The sequence below is a fragment of the Pseudomonas sp. FDAARGOS_761 genome, from assembly GCF_013343155.1.
In the GTDB taxonomy this organism is placed as follows: domain Bacteria; phylum Pseudomonadota; class Gammaproteobacteria; order Pseudomonadales; family Pseudomonadaceae; genus Pseudomonas; species Pseudomonas aeruginosa.
Genome location: NZ_CP054572.1, coordinates 303,777 through 326,995 on the forward strand (window position 1 = coordinate 303,777; position 23,219 = coordinate 326,995).

Genomic DNA, 23,219 nt, shown 5'->3' on the forward strand with positions numbered 1-23,219 from the left:
GAAAAAGCCCGGCATTTGCCGGGCTCTTTCGTCTTGCCTTGTCGCTTAGTTGCCGTAGACCGGGAACTTGGCGCAGATCGCCTTGACCTTCTCGCGTACGCCGTCGACCACGGACTCGTCGCCCATGTTCTCGAGGATGTCGCAGATCCAGCCGGCCAGCTCGCGGCACTCGGCTTCCTTGAAGCCGCGGGTGGTCACGGCCGGGGTACCGATGCGCAGGCCGGAGGTGACGAACGGCGAGCGCGGGTCGTTCGGGACCGAGTTCTTGTTCACGGTGATGAACGCGCGGCCGAGGGCGGCGTCGGCGTCTTTGCCGGTGATGTCCTGCTTGATCAGGGAGAGCAGGAACAGGTGGTTCTGGGTGCCGCCGGAAACCACGTCGAAACCGCGGTCGAGGAAGACCTGGGCCATGCTCTGGGCGTTCTTCAGGACCTGCTGCTGGTAGGTCTTGAACTCCGGCTGCAGGGCTTCCTTGAAGCACACCGCCTTGGCCGCGATCACGTGCTCCAGCGGACCGCCCTGGGCGCCGGGGAATACCGCGGAGTTGAGCTTCTTCTCGATCTCCTCGTTGGCGCGCGCCAGGATCAGGCCACCGCGCGGACCGCGCAGGGTCTTGTGGGTGGTGGTGGTGACCACGTCGGCGAACGGCACCGGGTTCGGGTAGACGCCAGCGGCGACCAGGCCGGCGACGTGGGCCATGTCGACGAACAGGTAGGCGCCGACCTTGTCGGCGATGGCGCGGAAGCGGGCGAAATCGAGGACCTGGGAATAGGCGGAGAAGCCGGCGACGATCATCTTCGGCTTGTGCTCCACGGCCAGGCGCTCGACTTCGTCGTAGTCGATCAGGCCATTGGCGTCGATGCCGTACTGCACGGCGTTGTACAGCTTGCCGGAGGAGGAGACGCTGGCGCCGTGGGTCAGGTGGCCGCCATGGGCCAGGCTCATGCCGAGGATGGTGTCGCCGGCCGACAGCAGGGCCAGGTAGACCGCGGCGTTGGCCTGGGAGCCGGCGTGCGGCTGGACGTTGGCGTAATCGGCGCCGAACAGTTGCTTGGCGCGGTCGATGGCCAGTTGCTCGACGATGTCGACGTACTCGCAGCCGCCGTAGTAGCGCTTGTGCGGATAACCTTCGGCGTACTTGTTGGTCAGCACCGAACCCTGGGCTTCCATCACCGCCGGGCTGGTGTAGTTCTCGGAGGCGATCAGCTCGATGTGCTCTTCCTGGCGCTGGGCTTCCTGCTCCATCGCGGCAAAGAGTTCGGCATCGTAGCGGGCGAGGGTCAAATCACGGCTGAACATGGCGGTCCTCATAAGGATCGGTGCTGGGAAAAGGCGCGCATTCTAACCCATGCGGCGGGTGCTGGCACATGAAAGGCCATCATGTCGCGGACAAGCGGCGCTCAAGCGCGCCGCACGGCGACTCAGCCCTCGTTGAACATGAACAGCACGTCGCTGGCGTAGAGCATGCCGAACTGCTCGGCGGGCATCGGCCGGCCAAACAGGTAGCCTTGCACCTCGTCGCAGCCGTGCTCGCGGAGGAAATCCAGCTGGGCCTGGCTCTCCACGCCCTCGGCGATCACCATCAGGTTCAGGCTGTGGGCCATGGCAATGATCGCCCGGGCGATCTGCGCGTCCTGTTCGCCGTGGGGCAGGCCGTCGACGAAGCTGCGGTCGATCTTCAGCACGTCGATGGGGAACTGCTTGAGGTAGTTCAGCGACGAGTAGCCGGTGCCGAAGTCGTCCACCGCGATGGCCAGGCCGAGGCGCTTGAGCCCGGAGAGGATCTGCATGGCCTCGGCGACGTCGCTCATCAGGATGCTTTCGGTCAGTTCCAGCTCCAGGCAGGCCGGCGGGATGCCTGTCTCGTAGAGGATCGCGGCGATCCGCTCGCCCAACTGGCCATCGGCGAATTGCCGCGCCGAGAGGTTCACCGAGACCTTCGGCACCCGCACCTTGGCCTTGTGCCAGGTGCGCAGTTGCTTGCAGGCTTCGGCCAGCAGCCAGTCGCCGACCTGGGCGACCAGGCCGATCTCTTCGAGCACCGGAATGAATTCGCTCGGCGGGACCAGTCCGCGACGGGGATGCAGCCAGCGCAACAAGGCCTCGGCCCCGGTCAGGCGGCGGCCGTCGCCGGTGAACTGCGGCTGGTAGTGGAGGACGAACTCGCCCAGTTCCAGGGCGCGGCGCAGGTCGCTTTCCAGTTCCAGGCGCTCCAGGGCGCGGGCGTTCATCTCGGCCTGGTAGAACTGGAAGTTGTTCTTGCCCATCTCCTTGGCGTGGTACATCGCCGTGTCGGCGTTCTTCATCAGCAGGCTCAGTTCGGCGCCGTCCTGGGGCGACAAGGCCACGCCGATGCTGGCGGTGACGAAGAATTCACGGCCTTCCAGGGTGAACGGCCGGGCCAGACGGCCGAGGATCAGCTCGGCGACCTGGATCGCCCGCTTCAGGGCGATCTCGCGGTCGCCCTGGGAAGGCAGCAGCAGGGTGAATTCGTCGCCACCCATGCGCGCCACGGTATCGTCCTGGCTGACGCAGGCGCTCAGGCGGGTCGCCACTTCCTGCAGCATGCGGTCGCCGGCGGCGTGGCCGAGGGAGTCGTTGATCGGCTTGAAGCGGTCGAGGTCGAGGAACATCAGCACCACCCACTGGCCGTTGCGTTCGGCCTGCTGCAGGGCGGTATGCAGACGGTCCTGGAACAGCGTGCGGTTGGGCAGGTGGGTGAGGGCGTCGTAGTAGGCCAGGCGGTGGATGCGCCGCTCGCTGGCCTTGCGCTCGCTGATGTCGCTGAAGAAGCAGACGAAGCTGACCAGGTCGCCTTCCTCGTCGCGCACCGCGGTGATGCCGACCCAGGACGGATAGAGTTCGCCGGTCTTGCGCTTCTGCAGGATCTCGCCTTCCCAGCTGCCGCTGTGCTGCAGGCTGGCGAGCACGTGCTTGAGCTGGTTGGCTTCCTGGCGGTCGGCGGTGAGCAGGCGCGGCTGCTGGTCGAGCACGTCGGCCGGGCTGTAGCCGGTCAGGCGCGAGAAGGAATCGTTGACCTGGACGATGTAGCCGGCCGGGTCGGTGACCATGATCGCCGCCGTGGAGTGTTCGAATACCGTCGCCGCCATCCGCAGCTCGCGTTCGGCGCGGCGCTGCTGGCTGATGTCGCGGGCGATGCCGAGCAGGCCTTCGAAGCGGTCGTGCTCGTCCCACATCAGGACGATCCGCAGTTCGATGGGAATCTTGCGTCCGTCGGCGCGCAGGCAGTCGAGGGCGAACAGATGCTGGCCAGGGTTTTCCCGCAGTTCGGCGAGCTTCTGGCGGTCGCCGATGGCGTGCCGCACGCGGCGCAGCAGGCCGTTCAGGCGGCCGAGCTGGCGCGGGTTGGTGGCGGTCTGGTGGAGGCCATTGAGCAGCGCCCATTCCGGGCTGTAGCCGAACACGTGCTGTACCGAGGGGCTGACGTAGCTGGCGTTGAGTTCGGCGTCGGTGGAGAAGATCACGTCGCTGATGTTTTCCGCCAGCATGCGGTAGCGTCGGCCGTTCTCGCGCAGCGCGTTGTTCGCCTCGACGGTGAAGGTGATGTCCTTGGCCACGCCGATCAGGCGCGCCACGCGACCGCTGCGGTCGCGGCTGAAGGCCTGCTCGCGGATGTCGAACCAGTGCCAGCGGCCGTCGCGGTGGCGCCAGCGCAGCTGGCTGTCGAGCAGCAGGCCGTCGCCGACCACGTGCTGCAAGTTGCGGATGCGCCAGTAGTATTCCTGGTCGTCGGGGTGCAGCAGGGTTTCCCAGAAGTTCTCGCCCATCCGCGCCAGTTCTTCCTGGTTGTAGCCCAGTTGCTGGCCCAGGTGATGGTTGCTGAAGATCACCCGGCGCGCGTGCAGGTCGTGGATGTAGAGGGTATCGGGCACCGCCTGGACCGCGTCCGACCAGAACTTCTCGCGCTCGATCAGCGACAGTTCGACTTCCTTGCGACTGGTGACGTCGGACAGGCTGAGGGTCACCGCATGCCATTCGCCGGGGTTTTCCGGCAGACGCAGTTGCAACCACAGGTGCCGCGGCGTGCTCTTGCCGCAGCGCAGCGTGGCTTCCAGTTCGAGTACCGGCCGGCGTTCGATGAGCGCCTCGATCACCTGCAGGCGCAGGCTGTCCGGTTGTAGCGGGCCGTGGTCGAGCAAGCGCTGCCAGGCCTGTTCGGTGGACTCGATCTGCAGCAGGCGGCGACTGACATCGTTGATCTCGGTGATGCGGATCCGCTCCAGCAGCGCCTGCTGCCGCCCGGGTTCGCCGGCGAGCCAGGCGCGCAGTGCGGCGCAGCTGTCCAGGCCTTGTTCCACCAGAGCCTGGCGCAGGGCGGAGAGGTCGAGCACGCAGAGGGCCACGCCGACCCCTTCGAAGATGTCCTGGTAGCGCCGCCGGGTTTCCTCCAGGACGCCGAGGGCGTGCTGTTCCTCGGTGACGTCGCGCAACACCCAGACCTGCCCGCCCTGGAGGATCTGCTCGCGGAGGGTCCAGGCCTGGTCGGCGAGCGCCGGATAGCTGGCCAGCGGATGGCGGCTGAGGGTGAACGTCCGCGGCTCGCCGCGCACCCGCAGCGGCAGCAGCTCGCTACGGGTCTCGCCGTCGCCACCGGCGTCCGTCAGCCAGCCTGGCTCGAGGTCCGGCAGCAGGCCCAGCAGGTGATGCTGGCGGGCCTGGGCCGAACTGATGCCGAAGAGGCGTTCGGCCTGGGGATTGAGGTAGCTGAGGCGGCCGTCGGCGCGGGTCACCAGCACCCGCTCGTCGATCGCCGCCAGTGCCGTGGCCGCCTGGCGCAGGCTGCGCTGCGAGGCCAGGGTCATGGCGCGCAGGCCTTGCTGCTCGCGGTGCAGGCGCAGCAGCATGTACACGGTGACGCCGACCAGCAGGAGGAAGATCGCCAGCTCGCCGCCGATTCCCGGCAGCAGGCCGAGCCGCACTCGCGTGCTGTCGTAGAGCCCGCGAAGCTGCCAGTCGCTGTTGCGCAGCGGCTCCACGCCGAGGGTCTGCATGTCGTCGAGCAGCGCCGTGCTCCCTGGGGTATGCCAGAGCACCCGTCCGGCGTATTGGTCTTCCAGGCGCCAGAGCAGGTTGCCGGTGGGCAGGTCGGGACTCCACTGGGCGAGGCTGTCGCTGGCCAGGTGCAACAGCCAGAAGCCGCTGTCGCGGCGGCTGCCGGGTTCGCGCAGGGTCAGGTAGAGGGATTCGCCGTCGCGCGGGTCGAGGCAATAGTGGTAGAGGCCGGAGCCGGCGTGCTGGCGCAACTGCTCGGGCAGCGTCGTTTCCGGCGACGGGCTGCCCGTCTGCGGGGCGCTGTCCACCCATTGCAACTGGCGGACCTGCGGCAGCGCATCGCTGATGCGCGGCAACAGCCTGCCCTGGATCTCGCCACGCTCGCTGGGGGGCATGCCCGGGAGCAGGGCGAGGGCGGTGCGCGCCTTGAGTTCGAGGGTCAGGGACAGGCGGTCGTTGAGACGATCGAGCTGGGCCGCGGCCCGCTCGTGTTCGAAGCGTTCCTGCTGGCGCAGCTCCTGGCTCATCTGCCAGAGCAGCAGGCCGAGCATCAACAGGACCAGCAACAGCAGGCCAGCCTTGGCTGCCGGTCGGTCGGGTACGGTCAGTGGGTCGCCGGCGGGAGGCGGCGACGGGGTTAGCGAGGGGGTCGACACTGACCGGAATTCCTGGGGGAGGTGTGATTCGGTAGACAGTTAGGATGCCCGGAAGCAAGGCCAAGTGCCAGTATCGCCGACGAGCGTCACGGTCCTTTCCGGCTGTCGAGGCACTTTGTCGCAGGGCCCGTGACGACTGATCTTCCCGTGTGTCGAGCAGGCCTCCGGGCGGCCGAAGTCGACGGCATGCGGATCGGACCGTGCCATGCGGCGACGAGAGGGGCGCCGCCGCGGGCGTGAGGGTCAGGAGCGCGCCGGATTGGAGGCGCCGTGGAGGAACATCTGCTCCAGGGTATGCGCGGAATTGGAGCTGGCCGCCCGTCCGCGACGTTCCGCATCGACCATGCCGTAGACCAGGGTGATGAACAGTTCGGTGAACACGGCTGCCGTGATGTCGATGCGAAACACGCCTTTCTGCTGTCCGCGCAGGAAGAAGGCGTCCAGCGCTTCCAGGTAGGACTGCCAGCGTGCGCCTTCGCCGTGCGGGTCGAGGAAGTCCGGGCGGTACTGGAATACCAGGAATACCAGCAGCTCGCGGTGGGTGAGGTGTTCCTTGATCAGGCGCTGCAACGCCTCCAGAGGCTCGGCATGCTCCAGGTCGCAGGCCTGGATGATCTGGTTCAGTACGGTCTCTCCGTGGCCCTCGAGCATCTGCACCAGGTTGTCCCGCGTGCCGCAGAAGCGGTGCAGGGTGGCCTTGCTTACGCCGGCCGCCTCGGCCAGTTCCTTCAGCGTCGCTCGCGGGTGGTCGACGATGGCGACTGCCAGCGCCTTGATGAGTCGCTCGTCATGGGAAATCAGGGTCATCGATGGGTCCCGGTTGGTTTTTCTGATTGTGCGCATTGTGCAGAAAACTGGCCTCGCGTCCAAAGGAATTAGCTGTCAAAAGATCATTTGAGACAATATTGACTCAATTAGCTCTAAAAAGTACCATTCGATCCGTTTTCAATCAACGGTCGGGTGTGTCATGGCTGATTTGCGTGCAATAGGAAGGATCGGGGCGTTGGCTATGGCCATCGCGTTGGCAGGTTGTGGGCCGGCGGAAGAGCGACAGGAGGCCGCCGAAATGGTGTTGCCGGTGGAGGTCCTGACGGTGCAGGCCGAGCCCCTGGTGCTGAGTTCGGAACTGCCTGGGCGGATCGAACCGGTGCGGGTCGCCGAGGTGCGCGCGCGGGTGGCCGGCATCGTCGTGCAGAAGCGCTTCGAGGAGGGCGCCGACGTCAAGGCTGGCGATCTGCTGTTCCAGATCGATCCGGCACCGCTGAAGGCTGCGGTGTCGCGCGCCGAGGGCGAGCTGGCGCGGAACCGCGCGGTGCTGTTCGAGGCGCAGGCGCGGGTGCGTCGCTACGAGCCGCTGGTGAAGATCCAGGCGGTCAGCCAGCAGGACTTCGACACCGCCACCGCCGACCTGCGCAGCGCCGAGGCGGCGACCCGCTCGGCCCAGGCCGACCTGGAGACCGCGCGCCTGAACCTCGGCTACGCCTCGGTCACTGCGCCGATCTCCGGGCGCATCGGCCGCGCGCTGGTGACCGAGGGCGCGCTGGTCGGGCAGGGCGAGGCGACGCTGATGGCGCGCATCCAGCAGCTCGATCCGATCTATGCGGATTTCACCCAGACCGCGGCCGAGGCCCTGCGCCTGCGCGACGCCCTGAAGAAAGGCACCTTGGCCGCCGGCGACAGCCAGGCGCTGACCCTGCGCGTCGAAGGGACGCCCTACGAGCGCCAGGGCGCGTTGCAGTTCGCCGACGTGGCGGTGGATCGCGGCACCGGCCAGATCGCCCTGCGCGGCAAGTTCGCCAACCCCGACGGGGTCCTGCTGCCGGGCATGTACGTGCGCGTACGTACGCCCCAGGGCATCGACAACCAGGCGATCCTGGTGCCGCAACGGGCCGTGCGCCGCTCCAGCGACGGCAGCGCCCAGGTGATGGTGGTGGGCGCCGACGAGCGCGCCGAGGCGCGCAGCGTCGGTACCGGCGTCATGCAGGGGTCGCGCTGGCAGATCACCGAGGGCCTGGAGCCGGGTGACCGGGTCATAGTCGGCGGCCTGGCTGCGGTGCAGCCGGGGGTGAAGATCGTGCCGAAGCCGGATGGTGCCCAGACGCAAGCCCAGTCGTCCGTGCCGCAACAGTAAGGGCGGGTTCGCCCCGAGGATTTTCCGATGTCCGAATTCTTCATCAAGCGGCCGAACTTCGCCTGGGTGGTGGCCCTGTTCATCTCCTTGGCCGGCCTGCTGGTCATTTCCAAATTGCCGGTAGCGCAGTACCCCAATGTCGCGCCGCCACAGATCACCATCACCGCCACCTATCCCGGCGCCTCGGCGAAAGTGCTGGTGGACTCCGTCACCAGCGTGCTCGAGGAGTCGCTGAACGGCGCCAAGGGCCTGCTCTACTTCGAGTCGACCAACAACTCCAACGGCAGCGCCGAGATCGTCGTCACCTTCGAGCCGGGCACCGATCCGGACCTGGCCCAGGTGGACGTGCAGAACCGCCTGAAGAAAGCCGAGGCGCGCATGCCGCAGGCGGTGCTGACCCAGGGCCTGCAGGTCGAGCAGACCAGCGCCGGTTTCCTGCTGATCTATGCGCTCAGCTACAAGGAAGGCGCTCAGCGCAGCGACACCACCACCCTCGGCGACTATGCCGCGCGCAATATCAACAACGAGTTGCGGCGCCTGCCGGGCGTCGGCAAGCTGCAATTCTTCTCTTCCGAGGCGGCCATGCGGGTCTGGATCGATCCGCAGAAGCTGGTGGGCTTCGGCCTCTCCATCGACGACGTGAGCAATGCCATCCGCGGGCAGAACGTGCAGGTGCCGGCCGGCGCCTTCGGCAGCGCACCAGGCAGTTCCGCGCAGGAGCTGACGGCGACCCTGGCGGTGAAGGGCACCCTGGACGATCCGCAGGAGTTCGGCCAGGTAGTGCTGCGCGCCAACGAGGACGGCTCGCTGGTCCGGCTCGCCGATGTCGCGCGCCTGGAACTCGGCAAGGAGAGCTACAACATTTCCTCGCGACTGAATGGCACGCCCACCGTGGGCGGGGCTATCCAGCTGTCGCCCGGGGCCAACGCGATCCAGACCGCTACCTTGGTGAAACAGCGTCTCGCCGAACTGTCGGCGTTCTTCCCCGAGGACATGCAGTACAGCGTGCCCTACGACACCTCGCGCTTCGTCGACGTGGCCATCGAGAAGGTGATCCACACCCTGATCGAAGCGATGGTCCTGGTGTTCCTGGTGATGTTCCTGTTCCTGCAGAACGTCCGCTACACCCTGATCCCGTCCATCGTGGTGCCGGTGTGCCTGCTGGGTACGCTGATGGTGATGTACCTGCTGGGATTCTCGGTGAACATGATGACCATGTTCGGCATGGTCCTGGCGATCGGCATCCTGGTGGACGACGCCATCGTGGTGGTGGAGAACGTCGAGCGGATCATGGCGGAGGAGGGGATTTCCCCGGCCGAGGCCACGGCCAAGGCGATGAAGCAGGTGTCCGGCGCCATCGTCGGCATCACCCTGGTGCTCTCGGCGGTGTTCCTGCCGCTGGCTTTCATGGCCGGTTCGGTGGGGGTGATCTACCAGCAGTTCTCGGTGTCGCTGGCGGTCTCGATCCTGTTCTCCGGCTTCCTCGCCCTGACCTTCACCCCGGCGCTGTGCGCCACGCTGCTCAAGCCCATTCCCGAAGGGCACCACGAGAAGCGCGGCTTCTTCGGCGCCTTCAACCGTGGCTTCGCCCGCGTCACCGAGCGCTATTCGCTGCTCAACTCGAAGCTGGTGGCGCGCGCCGGACGCTTCATGCTGGTGTACGCCGGCCTGGTGGCCATGCTTGGCTACTTCTACCTGCGCCTGCCGGAAGCCTTCGTGCCGGCGGAAGACCTCGGCTACATGGTGGTCGACGTGCAACTGCCGCCTGGCGCTTCGCGCGTGCGCACCGATGCCACCGGCGAGGAACTCGAGCGCTTCCTCAAGTCCCGCGAGGCGGTGGCTTCGGTGTTCCTGATCTCGGGCTTCAGCTTCTCCGGCCAGGGCGACAATGCCGCGCTGGCCTTCCCGACCTTCAAGGACTGGTCCGAGCGAGGCGCCGAGCAGTCGGCCGCCGCCGAGATCGCCGCGCTGAACGAGCATTTCGCGCTGCCCGACGACGGCACCATCATGGCCGTGTCGCCGCCACCGATCGACGGCCTGGGCAACTCCGGCGGTTTCGCCCTACGCCTGATGGACCGCGGTGGCGTCGGCCGCGAGGCCTTGTTGCAGGCCCGCGATACCTTGCTCGGCGAGGTCCAGACCAACCCGAAATTCCTCTACGCGATGATGGAAGGCCTGGCCGAAGCGCCGCAACTGCGCCTGTTGATCGACCGGGAGAAGGCCCGCGCCCTGGGGGTGAGCTTCGAGACCATCAGCGGCACGCTGTCCGCCGCCTTCGGCTCGGAGGTGATCAACGACTTCACCAATGCGGGGCGCCAACAGCGGGTGGTGATCCAGGCCGAACAGGGCAACCGGATGACCCCGGAAAGCGTGCTCGAGCTATACGTGCCTAACGCTGCTGGCAACCTGGTACCGCTCAGCGCCTTCGTCAGCGTGAAATGGGAAGAGGGGCCGGTGCAATTGGTGCGCTATAACGGCTACCCGTCGATCCGCATCGTCGGTGACGCCGCGCCCGGCTTCAGCACCGGCGAAGCCATGGCGGAAATGGAGCGCCTGGCCGCGCAGCTGCCGGCCGGCATCGGCTACGAGTGGACCGGCCTGTCCTATCAGGAGAAGGTCTCCGCCGGGCAGGCCACCAGCCTGTTCGCCCTCGCCATCCTGGTGGTGTTCCTGTTGCTGGTGGCGCTCTACGAGAGCTGGTCGATCCCGCTGTCGGTGATGCTGATCGTGCCGATCGGCGCCATCGGCGCGGTGCTCGCGGTGATGGTCAGCGGTATGTCCAACGACGTGTATTTCAAGGTCGGCCTGATCACCATCATCGGTCTTTCGGCGAAGAACGCGATCCTCATCGTCGAGTTCGCCAAGGAACTCTGGGAGCAGGGGCATAGCCTGCGCGACGCCGCCATCGAGGCCGCGCGCCTGCGCTTCCGGCCGATCATCATGACTTCCATGGCGTTCATCCTCGGCGTGATACCCCTGGCCCTGGCCAGCGGTGCCGGCGCGGCGAGCCAGCGTGCCATCGGCACCGGAGTGATCGGCGGGATGCTCAGCGCCACCTTCCTCGGCGTGCTGTTCGTACCTATCTGTTTCGTCTGGCTGCTGTCGCTGCTGCGCAGCAAGCCGGCACCCATCGAACAGGCCGCTTCGGCCGGGGAGTGAACGAGATGCGCAAACCTGCATTCGGCGTATCGGCGCTGCTGATCGCCCTGACCCTCGGCGCCTGCTCCATGGCGCCGACCTACGAACGTCCCGCCGCGCCGGTGGCCGACAGCTGGAGCGGCGCCGCCGCCCAGCGCCAGGGCGCGGCGATCGACACGCTGGATTGGAAGAGTTTCATCGTCGATGCCGAACTACGCCGCCTGGTGGACGTGGCCCTGGATAACAACCGCTCGTTGCGCCAGACCCTCCTGGATATCGAGGCGGCCCGCGCGCAGTATCGAATCCAGCGCGCCGACCGGGTTCCGGGCCTGAACGCCGCTGCCACCGGCAACCGCCAGCGGCAGCCGGCCGACCTGTCCGCCGGCAATCGCTCGGAAGTGGCCAGCAGCTACCAGGTCGGGCTGGCCCTGCCGGAGTACGAACTGGACCTCTTCGGTCGGGTCAAGAGCCTGACCGACGCAGCCCTGCAACAGTACCTGGCCAGCGAGGAGGCAGCGCGCGCGGCACGGATCGCCCTGGTCGCCGAGGTCAGCCAGGCCTACCTGAGCTACGACGGCGCCCTGCGGCGCCTGGCGCTGACCCGTCAGACCCTGGTCAGCCGCGAGTATTCCTTCGCCCTGATCGACCAGCGCCGCGCGGCCGGCGCCGCCACCGCGCTGGACTACCAGGAAGCCCTTGGCCTGGTGGAGCAGGCGCGCGCCGAGCAGGAGCGCAACCTGCGGCAGAAACAGCAGGCATTCAACGCGCTGGTGTTGCTGCTGGGTAGCGACGATGCCGCGCAGGCGATTCCGCGGAGTCCGGGGCGGCGGCCGAAGCTGCTGCAGGACATCGCACCCGGCACGCCGTCCGAGCTGATCGAGCGACGCCCGGACATCCTTGCCGCCGAACATCGTTTGCGGGCGCGCAACGCGGATATCGGCGCGGCGCGCGCGGCGTTCTTCCCGCGCATCAGCCTGACCGGCAGCTTCGGCACCTCCAGCGCGGAAATGTCCGGCCTGTTCGATGGCGGCTCGCGCTCCTGGAGCTTCCTGCCGACGCTGACGCTGCCGATCTTCGATGGCGGGCGCAACCGTGCCAACCTGAGCCTGGCCGAGGCGCGCAAGGATTCGGCGGTGGCCGCCTACGAGGGGACCATCCAGACCGCTTTCCGCGAGGTCGCCGACGCCCTGGCGGCCAGCGATACCCTGCGTCGCGAAGAGAAGGCCCTGCGCGCCCTGGCGAACAGCAGCAACGAAGCCCTGAAGCTGGCCAAGGCACGCTACGAGAGTGGCGTCGACAACCACCTGCGCTACCTCGATGCGCAGCGCAGCAGCTTCCTCAACGAGATCGCCTTCATCGACGGCAGCACCCAGCGGCAGATCGCCCTGGTCGACCTGTTCCGCGCGCTCGGCGGAGGCTGGGACGAGGGACGGAGCCTGGTGGTACATCGAGGCGGCAGGAGTTGAGCGGGTAAACGTGTGGGAAACGGTGCTAGCGGGTGGCAACTGCCGCCCGCTCAAGGGCTGGCAGGTTGTGCGGGGTTCGACGCGCCACGCAGGAACAGCTCCTCCAGCGTGGCGGACAACCCGGCGCTGGCCGCGCGACCGCGGCGCTCGGCATCGACCATGCCGTAGATCAGGACGATGAAGAGTTCGCTGAAGGTCGCCGCGCTGATATCGATACGGAACACACGCTTCTGCTGGCCGCGCAGGAAGAAGGCGTCCAGGGCTTCGACATAGGACTGCCAACTGGCGTCCCCATGCCCGGCCTGGCGTCCCGGGTTCTGCTCGAACATCAGCAGCGCCAGCAGGTCGCGCTGGGCGAGGTGTTCCCGGATCAGCTCGCGTAGCGCTTCCCGCGGCTCCAGCCGCTGCAGGGCGGCGCTGTGGGTGAGGCGTTCGAGGGTACTCCTGGCATGGCTTTCCAGGCGCCGCTTGAGACCTTCGCGGGTACCGCAATGACGGTTCAGGGTTGCCCTGCTCACTCCTGCCAGTTCCGCCAGTTCTCCCATGGTGGCGCGCGGATGATTGACCATCGCGGTGGCCAGGGCCTTGAGCAGGCGCTGGTCCTGAGACGACGGGGTTGGCGCTGGGTCGAGACTGTCCCTGTGCGGGGAGTCGGGTAGCTGGGCGGATCTGGGAGCGAGTGTCATTTTTGAGGTTTTTTTTGTTCTTTTGAGACTGATTTGGATCAATTGTAGCAGGCTGGATCTCCCCACGCCTTGCTTCGCGTCAGGTCTTGAGCGGCAGCACCATGGCCGCGAGCAGTGCCAGGCCCACCCAGACCTCGCACGGGGCGATGGTCGCCGCCTCGCTCAGGCAGAACGCCTTTGACAGGACGAGGGTAGCGGAGACGGTAAGGGCGGCCAGTACGCTGCTCAGCGTCACCGTAGCGGCCTGGAATCGGACGGCGAACATCCGGCGGCGAAGCGCCCCGCCCCACGAAAACCGGGGTGGCTGGCCAGCTTTCTCTCGGTCTGTCATATACTTGGCCGAGTTTTTTTCCTTTTCTTCATGAGGTGCTCGTTTTGGCTCAGTACGTCTACACCATGCATCGGGTCGGCAAGATCGTTCCGCCCAAGCGTGAAATCCTCAAGGACATCTCCCTGTCGTTCTTCCCCGGCGCCAAGATCGGCGTGCTCGGCCTGAACGGCGCGGGCAAGTCCACCCTGCTGCGGATCATGGCCGGCGTCGACACCGAGATCGAAGGCGAGGCCCGGCCGATGCCGGGGATCAACGTCGGCTACCTGCCGCAGGAGCCCAAGCTGGACCCGCAGGCCACCGTGCGCGACATCGTCGAAGAGGCCGTCGGCCAGATCAAGCAGGCCCAGGCGCGGCTGGACGAGGTCTATGCCGCCTATGCCGAGCCGGATGCCGACTTCGACGCCCTGGCCGCCGAGCAGGCCAAGCTGGAGGCGATCCTGCAGGCATCCGACGGACACAACCTGGAACGCCAGCTGGAAGTCGCCGCCGACGCCCTGCGCCTGCCGCCGTGGGATGCCAAGGTCGAGCACCTGTCCGGCGGCGAAAAGCGCCGCGTAGCGCTGTGCCGTCTGCTGCTGTCGGCTCCCGACATGCTGCTGCTGGACGAACCGACCAACCACCTGGACGCCGACTCGGTGGCCTGGCTGGAGCATTTCCTGCACGACTTCCCCGGCACCGTGGTGGCGATCACCCACGACCGCTACTTCCTCGACAACGTCGCCGGCTGGATCCTCGAACTCGACCGTGGCCATGGCATCCCGTTCGAAGGCAACTACTCCGGCTGGCTGGAATCCAAGGCCGCCCGCCTGGCCCAGGAAGCCAAGCAGGAAGCCTCCCACGCCAAGGCCATGAAGGCCGAGCTGGAGTGGGTACGCCAGGGCGCCAAGGGCCGCCAGGCCAAGTCCAAGGCGCGCCTGCAGCGCTTCGAGGAACTGCAGTCGCAGGAATTCCAGAAGCGCAGCGAGACCAACGAGATCTACATCCCGGCCGGTCCGCGCCTGGGCGACAAGGTCATCGAACTGCACAACGTGACCAAGGGCTACGGCGACCGCGTGCTGATCGACAACCTGTCCCTGAGCATTCCCAAGGGCGCCATCGTCGGTGTGATCGGCGGCAACGGCGCGGGCAAGTCGACCCTGTTCCGCATGCTTACCGGCAAGGAGCAGCCGGACTCCGGCACCATCGAGATCGGCGAGACCGTGCAGATCGCCAGCGTCGACCAGAGCCGTGACAGCCTGGAAGGCAACAAGACCGTGTGGGAGCAGGTTTCCGACGGTTTCGAGCAGATCAAGATCGGCAACTACGAAGTCCCGTCGCGCAGCTATGTCGGTCGCTTCAACTTCAAGGGCGCCGACCAGCAGAAGTTCGTCAAGGACCTCTCCGGCGGTGAGCGTGGCCGTCTGCACCTGGCCCTGACCCTGAAGCAGGGCGGCAACGTGCTGCTGCTCGACGAACCGTCCAACGACCTCGACGTGGAAACCCTGCGTGCGCTGGAAGAGGCGCTGCTGGACTTCCCCGGCTCCGCCATCGTGATCTCCCACGACCGCTGGTTCCTCGACCGGATCGCCACCCACATCCTCTCCTACGAGGACGATGGCAAGGTGACCTTCTTCGAAGGCAACTACACCGAGTTCGAGGCGGACCGCAAGAAGCGCCTGGGCGACGCCGCGGCCCAGCCGCACCGCGTGCGCTACAAGAAACTGGCGTAAGCGCACCCTCGAGAAACCGCTCGCCGGCGTTGCCGGCCGGCGGTTTTTTCATGCCTGGAATTCAACGAGCCATGCGCTGGGGAACATGGGAACTGCGCAGGGACACCTCCATCGGCGGTACCCGGGGGAGGCTCCCACGCAGCATGCCTGAGCCTTCACCTAACTAAAGATGGGGGTGCATCGACGGCCGCGATGGTGTCAGCTCTGCTAGTGGTCTGCGCAGCCGATCCGTGCGCTCAATACCGCCTGCCCGGAGAGGCCGCGCCATATGGCGAAGCCCGGCGGAATCGAGTACCGGCATTGGCCGGGCGGACCAGCCGCTACCTTCGCTCGGCGCTGGCGCCTCGGGGTAGCGTTGCCGGTGGTGGCGGCTTGTGCGCTGTCTCCATCATCAGCAGTATGGCCGTTCGGCCTGTATCGCCGGCCTTGCGGCGGTACGACCGGGCGGGCCTTGAAGGGATGCGAGCGGTCGGGTGCGAATGCCAACAACAAACAAGCACGAATCATTGATCTCCCTGCAGGGGATCGGCAAGGGCTACCTCCTGGGGGGGCAGCCGCTGCAGATACTGAAAGACGTCTGCCTGGACATCTTTCCCGGAGAAAGCTGCGCGATCGTCGGCGCGTCGGGCTCGGGCAAGAGCACCCTGCTGAATATTCTCGGCCTGCTCGACCGCCCGGACAGCGGCGCCTACCGCTTCGCCGAGCACGACATCTTCAGCGTTGACGGGGACCGACTGGCGGCGATCCGCAACCGCCTGATCGGCTTCGTCTTCCAGAGCTTCAACCTGTTGCCGCGGCTGAACGCGCTGGACAACGTCGCCCTGCCCCTGAGCTATCGAGGGATGCCGCGCCGCGAGGCACTGGAGCGGGCCGAGGCGATGCTCGCCCGGGTCGGCCTGGCCGAGCGCGCCGGCCATCGTCCGGCGGACCTCTCCGGCGGCCAGCGGCAGCGCGTCGCCATCGCTCGCGCGCTGGTCGGCGAGCCGGCGCTGATCCTCGCCGACGAACCAACCGGCAACCTCGACGCGAGCACCGCGAAAGAAGTGCTGGAGCTGCTCCTCACCCTCAACCGCGAGCGCCAGGTGACCCTGGTGGTGGTCACCCATGATCCCAGCCTGGCCGCCCGTCTCGGGCGCCAACTGACAGTGCGGCATGGCGAGGTGCACGAGGACCTGGCGGAGGCCTGCCGGTGAGCGCCAGCCCGTCGCCCCGGCAATTGCTTCACGAGGCCCTCGCCAGTCTTCGCGGGCTGGGGCGCCGCTCGCTGCTGGCGTTGCTGGGTATCGTCATGGGCTGTTCATCGGTGATCGCGATGCTGAACATCGGCAGCAACGCGACCGACGAAGCGATGAGCATCTTCAAGGACATGGGCACCGACACCCTGGTGGTGCAGTTCCCGTTCGCCCCGCAGGCGCCGATGCCGATGCCGGCGTCGCTCGACACCGAACCGCTGCTCCGCGACGTGGCCGGTCTGGAGCACCTGGCGGCGCTGGGCCTGTACTCGGCGCCGGTGACCTTTCACGGACGCACCAGCAACGCCAGTATCGTCGGCGCCAGCGCCGGGCTCGCAGCCGCCGCCAGGCTGCGGCTGCGCGAAGGACGTTTCCTCTCGCACTTCGACGATCACGACACCTACGTGGTGGTGGGCGCGACAATCGCCGAGGCCCTGGGGGCGCCCGGCGATCCGCTGCGCCTCGGCGAGCAACTGACGGTCAACGACTATCTGTTCCGCGTGATCGGCATTCTCCAGCCGCAGGCCAGCGCCGCTCTCTTGCCGTTCGCCGCCAACGACTCGCTGTTCGTGCCGGCGCCGGGCATGCCGCGCCTGCAGCCGGCCGCCGAGGTCAGCCATGTGGTGGCGCGGGTCTCGCCGGGAGCGGACGTCTATAGCGTCGGCGCGGCCCTGGGCGCGGCCCTGACGGCGCGGTTGCCCGGCCACGAGGCGCAGGTCCAGGTCTCGCAGCAGGTGCTCGATGGACTCAAGCGGCAGACCCGGACCTTCACCTACCTGCTGGCCGGACTGGGGATCATCTCCCTGCTCGGCGGCGGCGTCGGAGTGATGAACGTGATGCTGATGAGTGTCGCCGAACGCCGCCGGGAAATCGGCGTGCGCATGGCGCTGGGCGCGCGCCAGCGGGACATCCGCAACCTGTTCCTGATCGAGGCGGTGACCCTGACCGCCGCGGGCGCGCTGTCGGGCGCGGTGCTCGGCGTGGCGGCTGCGTATCTCTACGCCAGGTTCTCCGGCTGGACCTTCTCCCTGGCCTACGCGGCCCTGCCGCTGGGGATGGGCAGTACCCTGCTGGTGGGGCTGTTCTTCGGGCTCTATCCGGCGGTCTCGGCGGCTCGCCTGCAACCGGTCGAGGCGCTGCGCGATGAATAGGTGGGGCCTGGGCGTGCTGTGGCTGGTCGCCGCTCTTCCGGTGGCGGCCAGCGTCAACCCGGCGCTGAGTCCGGACGTACCGAGCATGGCCCGCGAGCAGGGCAGGTCGGTACTGCTCAGCGAGCAGGTGATCGACCTCAGCCTGAGCGACGCGGTCTATCTTGGCCTGCGCAACAACCGTGGAATCCGTAGCGCCTACCTGCAACGGATCGCGCAGAAGTTCGACCTGCGGGTCGCCGCCGACGCCTTCAACCCGAAGCTGGTGGTGCGCGGCGACTATCGCGCCAACCGCGCCACCGAAGACCGCACGAGGACCAGCAATGTCTCGCCCACCGCGACCCTGCTTGGCGAATATGGCACTCGTTTCAGCCTGGCCTGGGTGAAGCAGTTCCGCACCGCCGACGAGGCCGGGCGCTACCGCAGCGATGGCCTCGACCTGACCGTCGTCCAGCCGTTGCTGCGCGATGCGGGCTGGGACGTCACCACCGCGCCGCTGCGCCTGGCACGTCTCTCCGAAGACGCCAATCGCCTGCAACTCAAGGCCAGCGTGTCGCAGACCATCAGCCAGGTCATCGGTGCCTACCGGGAGCTGCTGCGCGCCCAGGAGCAGGCGCGCATCGCTCGCGAAGCCCTGGCGCGGACCCAGGAGCTGCTCGAGGTCAACCGGGCGATGATCCGCACCGGGCGAATGGCCGAATTCGAGATCGTGCAGACCGAGGCCGACGTCGCCAGCCAGGAGCTCAACGTCGAGGAGTCCGCCAACCAGGTCGACAGCGCACGCCTGGCCCTGCTGCAACTGCTGGCGCTGGACCTGTCGACGCAGATCCGCGCCAGCGATGCGCTGGCCGCCACGCCGATCGAGGTCGACCGCCAGCAGGCGATCAGGACCGCCCTGCAGCAGCAACCGGAATACCTGCAACGCCTGATCGGCAGTCGCCAGGCCGACCTCAACCTGGTGCTGGCGAAGAACCAGCGCCTGTGGGATGTCTCGCTGGTGGGCGGCGCCAGCCAGATCCGCGACCGCTACAGCGAGGGCGGTGGCGACAATTCACGCAGCTGGGACAGCTACGCCGGGGTACAGGTGGAAATTCCCATCGGCGACCTCAGCCGCCGGCAGGCCGAGGTGCGCGCCCAGGTCGACGTGGAGAACCAGAAGATCCTGATCGAGGATGCCCGGCAGACCCTGGAGCAGAACGTCATCGATGCGGTGCGCGACCTCGGCACGCGCTGGCGCCAGTACCAGATCGCCCAGCGCGCCACCGCCTTGTCGCGGCGCAAGCTGGAGATCGAGCGGGAAAAGCTGCGCGTCGGGCGTTCGAGCAACTTCCAGGTGCTGAGCTTCGAGACCGACCTGCGCAACGTCGAGAACACCCAATTGAATGCCCTGATCTCGTTTCTCAATGCGCAGACGCAGCTCGACCTGATCGTCGGCATGACCCTGGATAGCTGGGAGATTTCGCTCAATGACCACTGACCGGTTTTCCTTCCTGCGCCGGCCCGCATTGCCGCTCGCCGTCGGCCTGGCGGTTGTCGCGGCGCTGGCCTGGCTGGTCCTCGCCGGCGGCACCGCGAAACGCACGGAAGGGGAGCGCTGGGTCGCCGTGCGGGCGGCCCCGCTGGTGCATCAGATCGGCCTGATCGGACGCCTGGAGCCGGGGCGCGTGGTGACCCTGGCGGCGCCCTTCGCCGGCAATGTCGAGGCGCTGCTGGTGGAGCCGGGACAGCGGGTCGCGGAAGGACAGGAGCTGCTGCGCATGGACACCCGCGAGATCGCCGTGCAGGTGCGCGAGGCACAGTCGGCGTTGCTCAAGGCCCGTCGCACCCTGCAGGACCTGCGCGACTGGGAGCGTGGCGAGGACATGGCGCGGGTCCGTCGTGCCCTGCGCAGCGCGCAGCTGGCGCAGAGCAGCACCGAGCGCAAGTTGCGCGAGACCCGCGAGCTGTTCCAGCGCGGGATCGTCCCGCGCAACGAACTCGACGATCTCGAACAACAGGCCAGCCAGCAGCGCATGGACCTGGAGGCGGCCCGGCGGGAAGTGGAGTCGACCCGCGCCAAGGGGCAGGGCGAGAATCGCCAGATCGCCGAAATGGACCTGGCCAACGCCAGCGTGAAATACGAGACGCTGCAGGCCCAGCTGGATGGCCGTACGGTGCGCGCGCCCTTTGCCGGTATCGTCGTCGCGGCGCCCGGCCTGGCTGGCGAGCAGGGCAGCCGCGAACCGGTGCAGGCCGGTAGCAAGCTGGGGCAGGGCCAGGCGTTGTTCGGCCTGGCCAGCGTCGAGCGGCTGAAGGTATCTGCGAAGGTTTCCGAACTGGATATCAACCAGTTACGCGAAGGGCAGGCGGTGGAAATCAGTGGCGACGGCTTCGAGGGCACCACGCTGGCGGGCGTCATCGCCGCCCTCGGTGGTCAGGCTCTGCCCGGCATGGCCCAGGGAGGTAGCCCGCAGTTCGAGGTGACGGTGTCGGTAGCGCCGCTCGATCCCCGCCAGTTGCAGAAGATTCGTCTGGGAATGAGCGCCAAGCTGACGGTCACCACCTATCGCAACGAACAGGCCATCGTCGTGCCGCCGGAGGCGATACGCCACGAGGGTGACCGGCTGTTCGTGGACTTTCGCCAGGCTCCCGGCGCCAGCGTGATGGCGCAACAGGTCAAGATCGGACGCTCCACGCCGGAGGGCGTGGAGGTGTTCGAGTTGCAGCCGGGTCTCGTTCGCGTGTCGTCCTCGTCCGACCGATAGTTGGCAACCTAACTTTGGGTTGGCTGGGTCGCTTCGCGAGCTGCCAATTCTGGTAGGTACGCCCCGTCATGGTGCGTTTCTTCCCGACGCGGATGTTGACAGAGGTATCAGGATTCCTTCGCGACAACGCTTCGTCCGCCCTCCACGGCATTCACCGACCTTCCTTCGGAGGGTCAACCCCCTTCTTTCGCTAGGCTTTTCCAGAGCCGTGCTGACCGTACTCTGGCCCCCGTCGTTGACTGGTCCACTGCCCCTTCGTGGTGATTGCCAGCCCTGTCAGGCCTGCGTTCGCGGAGGTCGGCCAGGTGGGCATTCCGAGGCGCGGCGGGTTGGCAAACCCTATCGGATCTTTCCGATATCCGGTCTGTCCCGGCTCGTCGTGGGGACCGTCAGCGTCGGCACCGGATAGGACTCATGAGGTAAAGCCTCTCCCGAATCCCGGTACGCACGGCCAAGGCGGGTGGTGTGGTTCGCCTGGCAGGTGGATCGGACGGGAAGGCACAAGGTGGTCGTGGGGGCGGGTCGGCGACGATCCTGCCGCATGATCAAGGCTCGGCAACCGCGAGCGTTGCCAACTCACTGGAAGGATACAAAACAATGAAATCCATCAAGTCCCTGCCGTCCTTTGCTGCTCTTGCTCTCTGCCTGAGCGTTTCGTCCATGGCCAGCGCGGCCACCATCACCCCGGTCAACTCGGCCTTCACCGCACCTGGCACCATCAGCGTGAGCTCGCCGGCGTCGCTCAATCTGCCAGTGACCTGCAACATCACCTTCAAGGGCAAGACCGCCGCCGATGGCTCCTATGCCTCGATCGACAGCGTCACCGTCAGCGGCAGCAACACCCTGTGCAGCGTGCCGCAGATGACCGGCCTGCCGTGGAAGCTGACCGTTTCCAGCACCACCGCCGGCAAGGTCGATGGCGTCGGCTTCAAGATTCTCTCCTCTACCTGTGGCCCGAGCACCGTCAACGGTTCCTGGAGCAACGCCACCAACACCCTCAGCGCCAGCAATCAGTCGCTGGCAGGCAACTGCAAGATCAACAGCCTGAGCGTGAAGCCGACCCCGGCCTTCGTAGTCAACCCGTAATCCGGGCTGCCGCTGGCGCCCTCGGCGCCAGCGGTTTCGCGCTCCCGCTGCCAGGCGTCCTTCGCGGGCCGGCAGGTCCGAGGGAGTTTCCGCCGGAAGCGGCGCAGAACCTCGTTCGCACATGGAAAACGGTCTGGGGGAGGGTGTCCGCCAGGACGCTCAAGCAGGCCGACCATCGTGCCCCGTGCATTAGCAGTCCACCAGGGGTGAAACCTTGAACAACAAAAACGATATTTCCTGCCTGTTTGCCAGAAAACCATTGCCATTGCTCTGCGCCCTGATCGTCGGCGGACTGTTCGGCACGTCCCAGGCGCAAGCCGGCGGCTTCATGGTGCCGACCACCAACACGGCGGGCTGGGGCCGTGCGATGGCAGGCGGCTCGCTGTTTCCCAACGATCCGAGCGCCGCGTTCAACAACCCGGCGGCCATGGCGTTCATCGACAAGCGGATCGCCCAGTTGACGGTCAACTACGCCGATATCGACATCAAGTACAACGGCGATGCCTACGACTACCAGGGCAATCCCATGACCGGCGGCTACCAGGACGGGCCGGGTACCCCCGAGCTGGCTACCAACGATGGCGGCCAGGCCGGATTCGGCGCGTGGCTGCCGACCGGCTTCCTGGTCGTACCGATCAACGACCGCTTCGCCTTCGGTCTGAGCCAGGTCGTTCCGATGGGAATGCGCAGTACCTGGGACCCGAACTGGAAAGGCCGCGATTTCGCGGTGGACACCAAGATCGAGACGATCGGCCTGACCGGCTCCCTGTCGTTCAAGGTCAACGACAACTTTTCCCTGGGCGCCGGGGTGATCATCCAGCGCACCTCCGGCTTCGTCAGCCAGAACCTCGATCTCTATGCCTCGGCCGCCAACTCCCCGGGCATGGGCGGGATTCCGTTCCCGGCCTCGAACTCGTCCGCGCTGATGCGGGTCAAGGTGGACAACACCTCGCCCGGCTTCTTCGCCGGCGCGGTGTGGAAGCCGACCGACCGCGATACCCTGGGCTTCGCCTACCACGCGAAGATCCGCAACAAGCTGAAGGGGCACTACAACCTCTACGACCACGACGGTGGGCTGACCGAGGGCGCCATCGAGGGCGGCACGCCAGGCCTTGCCTATCCCGGCCTGGACCTGCGGATGGGCGCTTCCGCCTCGGCGCGCCTGGATATCCCCGCCTACGCCTCGCTGGACTGGGTACACCAGTTCAACGACCGTCTGAGCCTGGGCGCCAGCGCCACCTGGACCGAGTGGTCGTCGTTCCAGGACCTGACCCTCAAGTCCCACGGCAACACGATCGTCTCCATCCCCTACACCTACCGGAACACCTGGACCCTGGCGGTGGGCGGCGACTACAAGGTGACCGACCAGTGGACCATGCGCGCCGGGGTCGCCTACGACCAGACGCCGACCCACAATGCCACCCGCGACCCGCGGATTCCCGACGGCGATCGCTACTTCGCCTCCCTGGGCGCCGGCTATCGCTTCCAGTCGATGCCGGAGTTGTCGATCGACGCGGCCTACTCGCGGCAGTTCGTCAAGGAGGTGCCGTTGAAGACGGTCAACCAGGATCGCCTGGGCGGCGGACGCCTGGATGGCAAGGCAACCAGCAAGGGACAGGTGTTCAGCCTGTCCGCGACCTACGACTTCTAGACCCGGCCGTAGGCAGAGAAAGGGCCTCCCCCGTCAGGGGGAGGCCCTTTCGCATCTGGCGCCGGGATGCACGCGAACGGTGCCCTCGTCGCCCTTCAACAGTGCGTGGCCTGCCCGGGAGGCAGCCTGGTTCCAGGCGCGCGCTCTGGCCCGAGCCGTTCTGGCGGACGCGGAAAGTTTCAGTTTTGCACCATAAAGATTCATCAATGCGTCATTTCGCACTTTCTA

Annotated in this window: 15 protein-coding genes; 10 read left to right on the forward strand and 5 right to left on the reverse strand. The window is 67.0% G+C overall.

Annotated features, from left to right (window positions below):
• Positions 1-45: 45 nt before the first annotated feature.
• From glyA to nfxB, 3 genes are all read right to left on the reverse strand, one after another.
• On the reverse strand, positions 46-1,299 hold the full coding sequence (gene glyA / locus FOC67_RS01435; protein ID WP_003094846.1) for a serine hydroxymethyltransferase: 1,254 nt from the start codon (positions 1,297-1,299) through the stop codon (positions 46-48).
• Positions 1,300-1,421: 122 nt separating this feature from the next.
• Complete coding sequence (morA, locus tag FOC67_RS01440; RefSeq protein WP_009316250.1) at positions 1,422-5,669, reverse strand: cyclic di-GMP receptor MorA; 4,248 nt, start codon at positions 5,667-5,669, stop codon at positions 1,422-1,424.
• Positions 5,670-5,912: 243 nt separating this feature from the next.
• Positions 5,913-6,476, reverse strand: a complete 564-nt coding sequence (gene nfxB, locus FOC67_RS01445) for an efflux pump transcriptional repressor NfxB (protein WP_009316251.1) — start codon at positions 6,474-6,476, stop codon at positions 5,913-5,915.
• A 160-nt stretch (positions 6,477-6,636) separates the two neighbouring features.
• Between nfxB and mexC the strand changes: the two genes are divergently transcribed.
• The 3 genes from mexC to oprJ are packed head-to-tail and all read left to right on the forward strand — an operon-like array spanning position 6,637 to position 12,404.
• Complete coding sequence (gene mexC, locus FOC67_RS01450) at positions 6,637-7,800, forward strand: multidrug efflux RND transporter periplasmic adaptor subunit MexC (RefSeq protein ID WP_031627782.1); 1,164 nt, start codon at positions 6,637-6,639, stop codon at positions 7,798-7,800.
• 27 nt (positions 7,801-7,827) lie between these two features.
• Complete coding sequence (gene mexD, locus FOC67_RS01455) at positions 7,828-10,959, forward strand: multidrug efflux RND transporter permease subunit MexD (protein WP_009316253.1); 3,132 nt, start codon at positions 7,828-7,830, stop codon at positions 10,957-10,959.
• 5 nt (positions 10,960-10,964) lie between these two features.
• Positions 10,965-12,404 (forward strand): multidrug efflux transporter outer membrane subunit OprJ, encoded by a 1,440-nt coding sequence (gene oprJ / locus FOC67_RS01460; protein WP_004352729.1) that lies wholly within the window; start codon positions 10,965-10,967, stop codon positions 12,402-12,404.
• Positions 12,405-12,454: 50 nt separating this feature from the next.
• Here the strand turns inward: oprJ and escR are convergent, their stop codons facing one another.
• Both escR and FOC67_RS01470 read right to left on the reverse strand, forming a co-directional pair.
• Entirely contained in the window at positions 12,455-12,973 is a 519-nt protein-coding gene (gene escR, locus FOC67_RS01465) for a TetR/AcrR family transcriptional regulator EscR (protein ID WP_003094834.1), read from the reverse strand.
• A 196-nt stretch (positions 12,974-13,169) separates the two neighbouring features.
• Positions 13,170-13,355, reverse strand: coding sequence for a hypothetical protein (locus tag FOC67_RS01470; protein ID WP_003161789.1), 186 nt, complete (start codon positions 13,353-13,355; stop codon positions 13,170-13,172).
• Positions 13,356-13,465: 110 nt separating this feature from the next.
• Here FOC67_RS01470 and ettA point away from each other — a divergent pair, with 110 nt between their 5' ends.
• From ettA to FOC67_RS01505, 7 genes are all read left to right on the forward strand, one after another.
• On the forward strand, positions 13,466-15,130 hold the full coding sequence (gene ettA / locus FOC67_RS01475; protein ID WP_003094829.1) for an energy-dependent translational throttle protein EttA: 1,665 nt from the start codon (positions 13,466-13,468) through the stop codon (positions 15,128-15,130).
• Positions 15,131-15,636: 506 nt separating this feature from the next.
• A complete protein-coding gene (locus FOC67_RS01480; RefSeq protein ID WP_003141570.1) occupies positions 15,637-16,323 on the forward strand; it encodes an ABC transporter ATP-binding protein in 687 nt (228 codons plus the stop codon).
• Complete coding sequence (locus FOC67_RS01485; protein WP_003116279.1) at positions 16,320-17,513, forward strand: ABC transporter permease; 1,194 nt, start codon at positions 16,320-16,322, stop codon at positions 17,511-17,513. The genes FOC67_RS01480 and FOC67_RS01485 overlap by 4 nt, the downstream gene beginning before the upstream one ends.
• Positions 17,506-18,987 carry a TolC family protein gene (locus FOC67_RS01490; RefSeq protein WP_009316257.1) on the forward strand — a complete coding sequence of 494 codons (1,482 nt, stop codon included), beginning with the start codon at positions 17,506-17,508 and terminating at the stop codon, positions 18,985-18,987. Before FOC67_RS01485 ends, FOC67_RS01490 begins: the two co-directional genes overlap by 8 nt.
• The gene (locus tag FOC67_RS01495; protein ID WP_009316258.1) at positions 18,977-20,254 is read left to right on the forward strand and encodes an efflux RND transporter periplasmic adaptor subunit; all 1,278 of its coding nucleotides are present in this window, start codon (positions 18,977-18,979) and stop codon (positions 20,252-20,254) included. Before FOC67_RS01490 ends, FOC67_RS01495 begins: the two co-directional genes overlap by 11 nt.
• 597 nt (positions 20,255-20,851) lie before the next feature.
• Complete coding sequence (praA, locus tag FOC67_RS01500; protein WP_003119407.1) at positions 20,852-21,340, forward strand: alkane oxidation protein activator PraA; 489 nt, start codon at positions 20,852-20,854, stop codon at positions 21,338-21,340.
• Positions 21,341-21,599: 259 nt separating this feature from the next.
• A complete protein-coding gene (locus tag FOC67_RS01505; RefSeq protein ID WP_023435601.1) occupies positions 21,600-22,991 on the forward strand; it encodes an outer membrane protein transport protein in 1,392 nt (463 codons plus the stop codon).
• Positions 22,992-23,219: the final 228 nt, after the last annotated feature.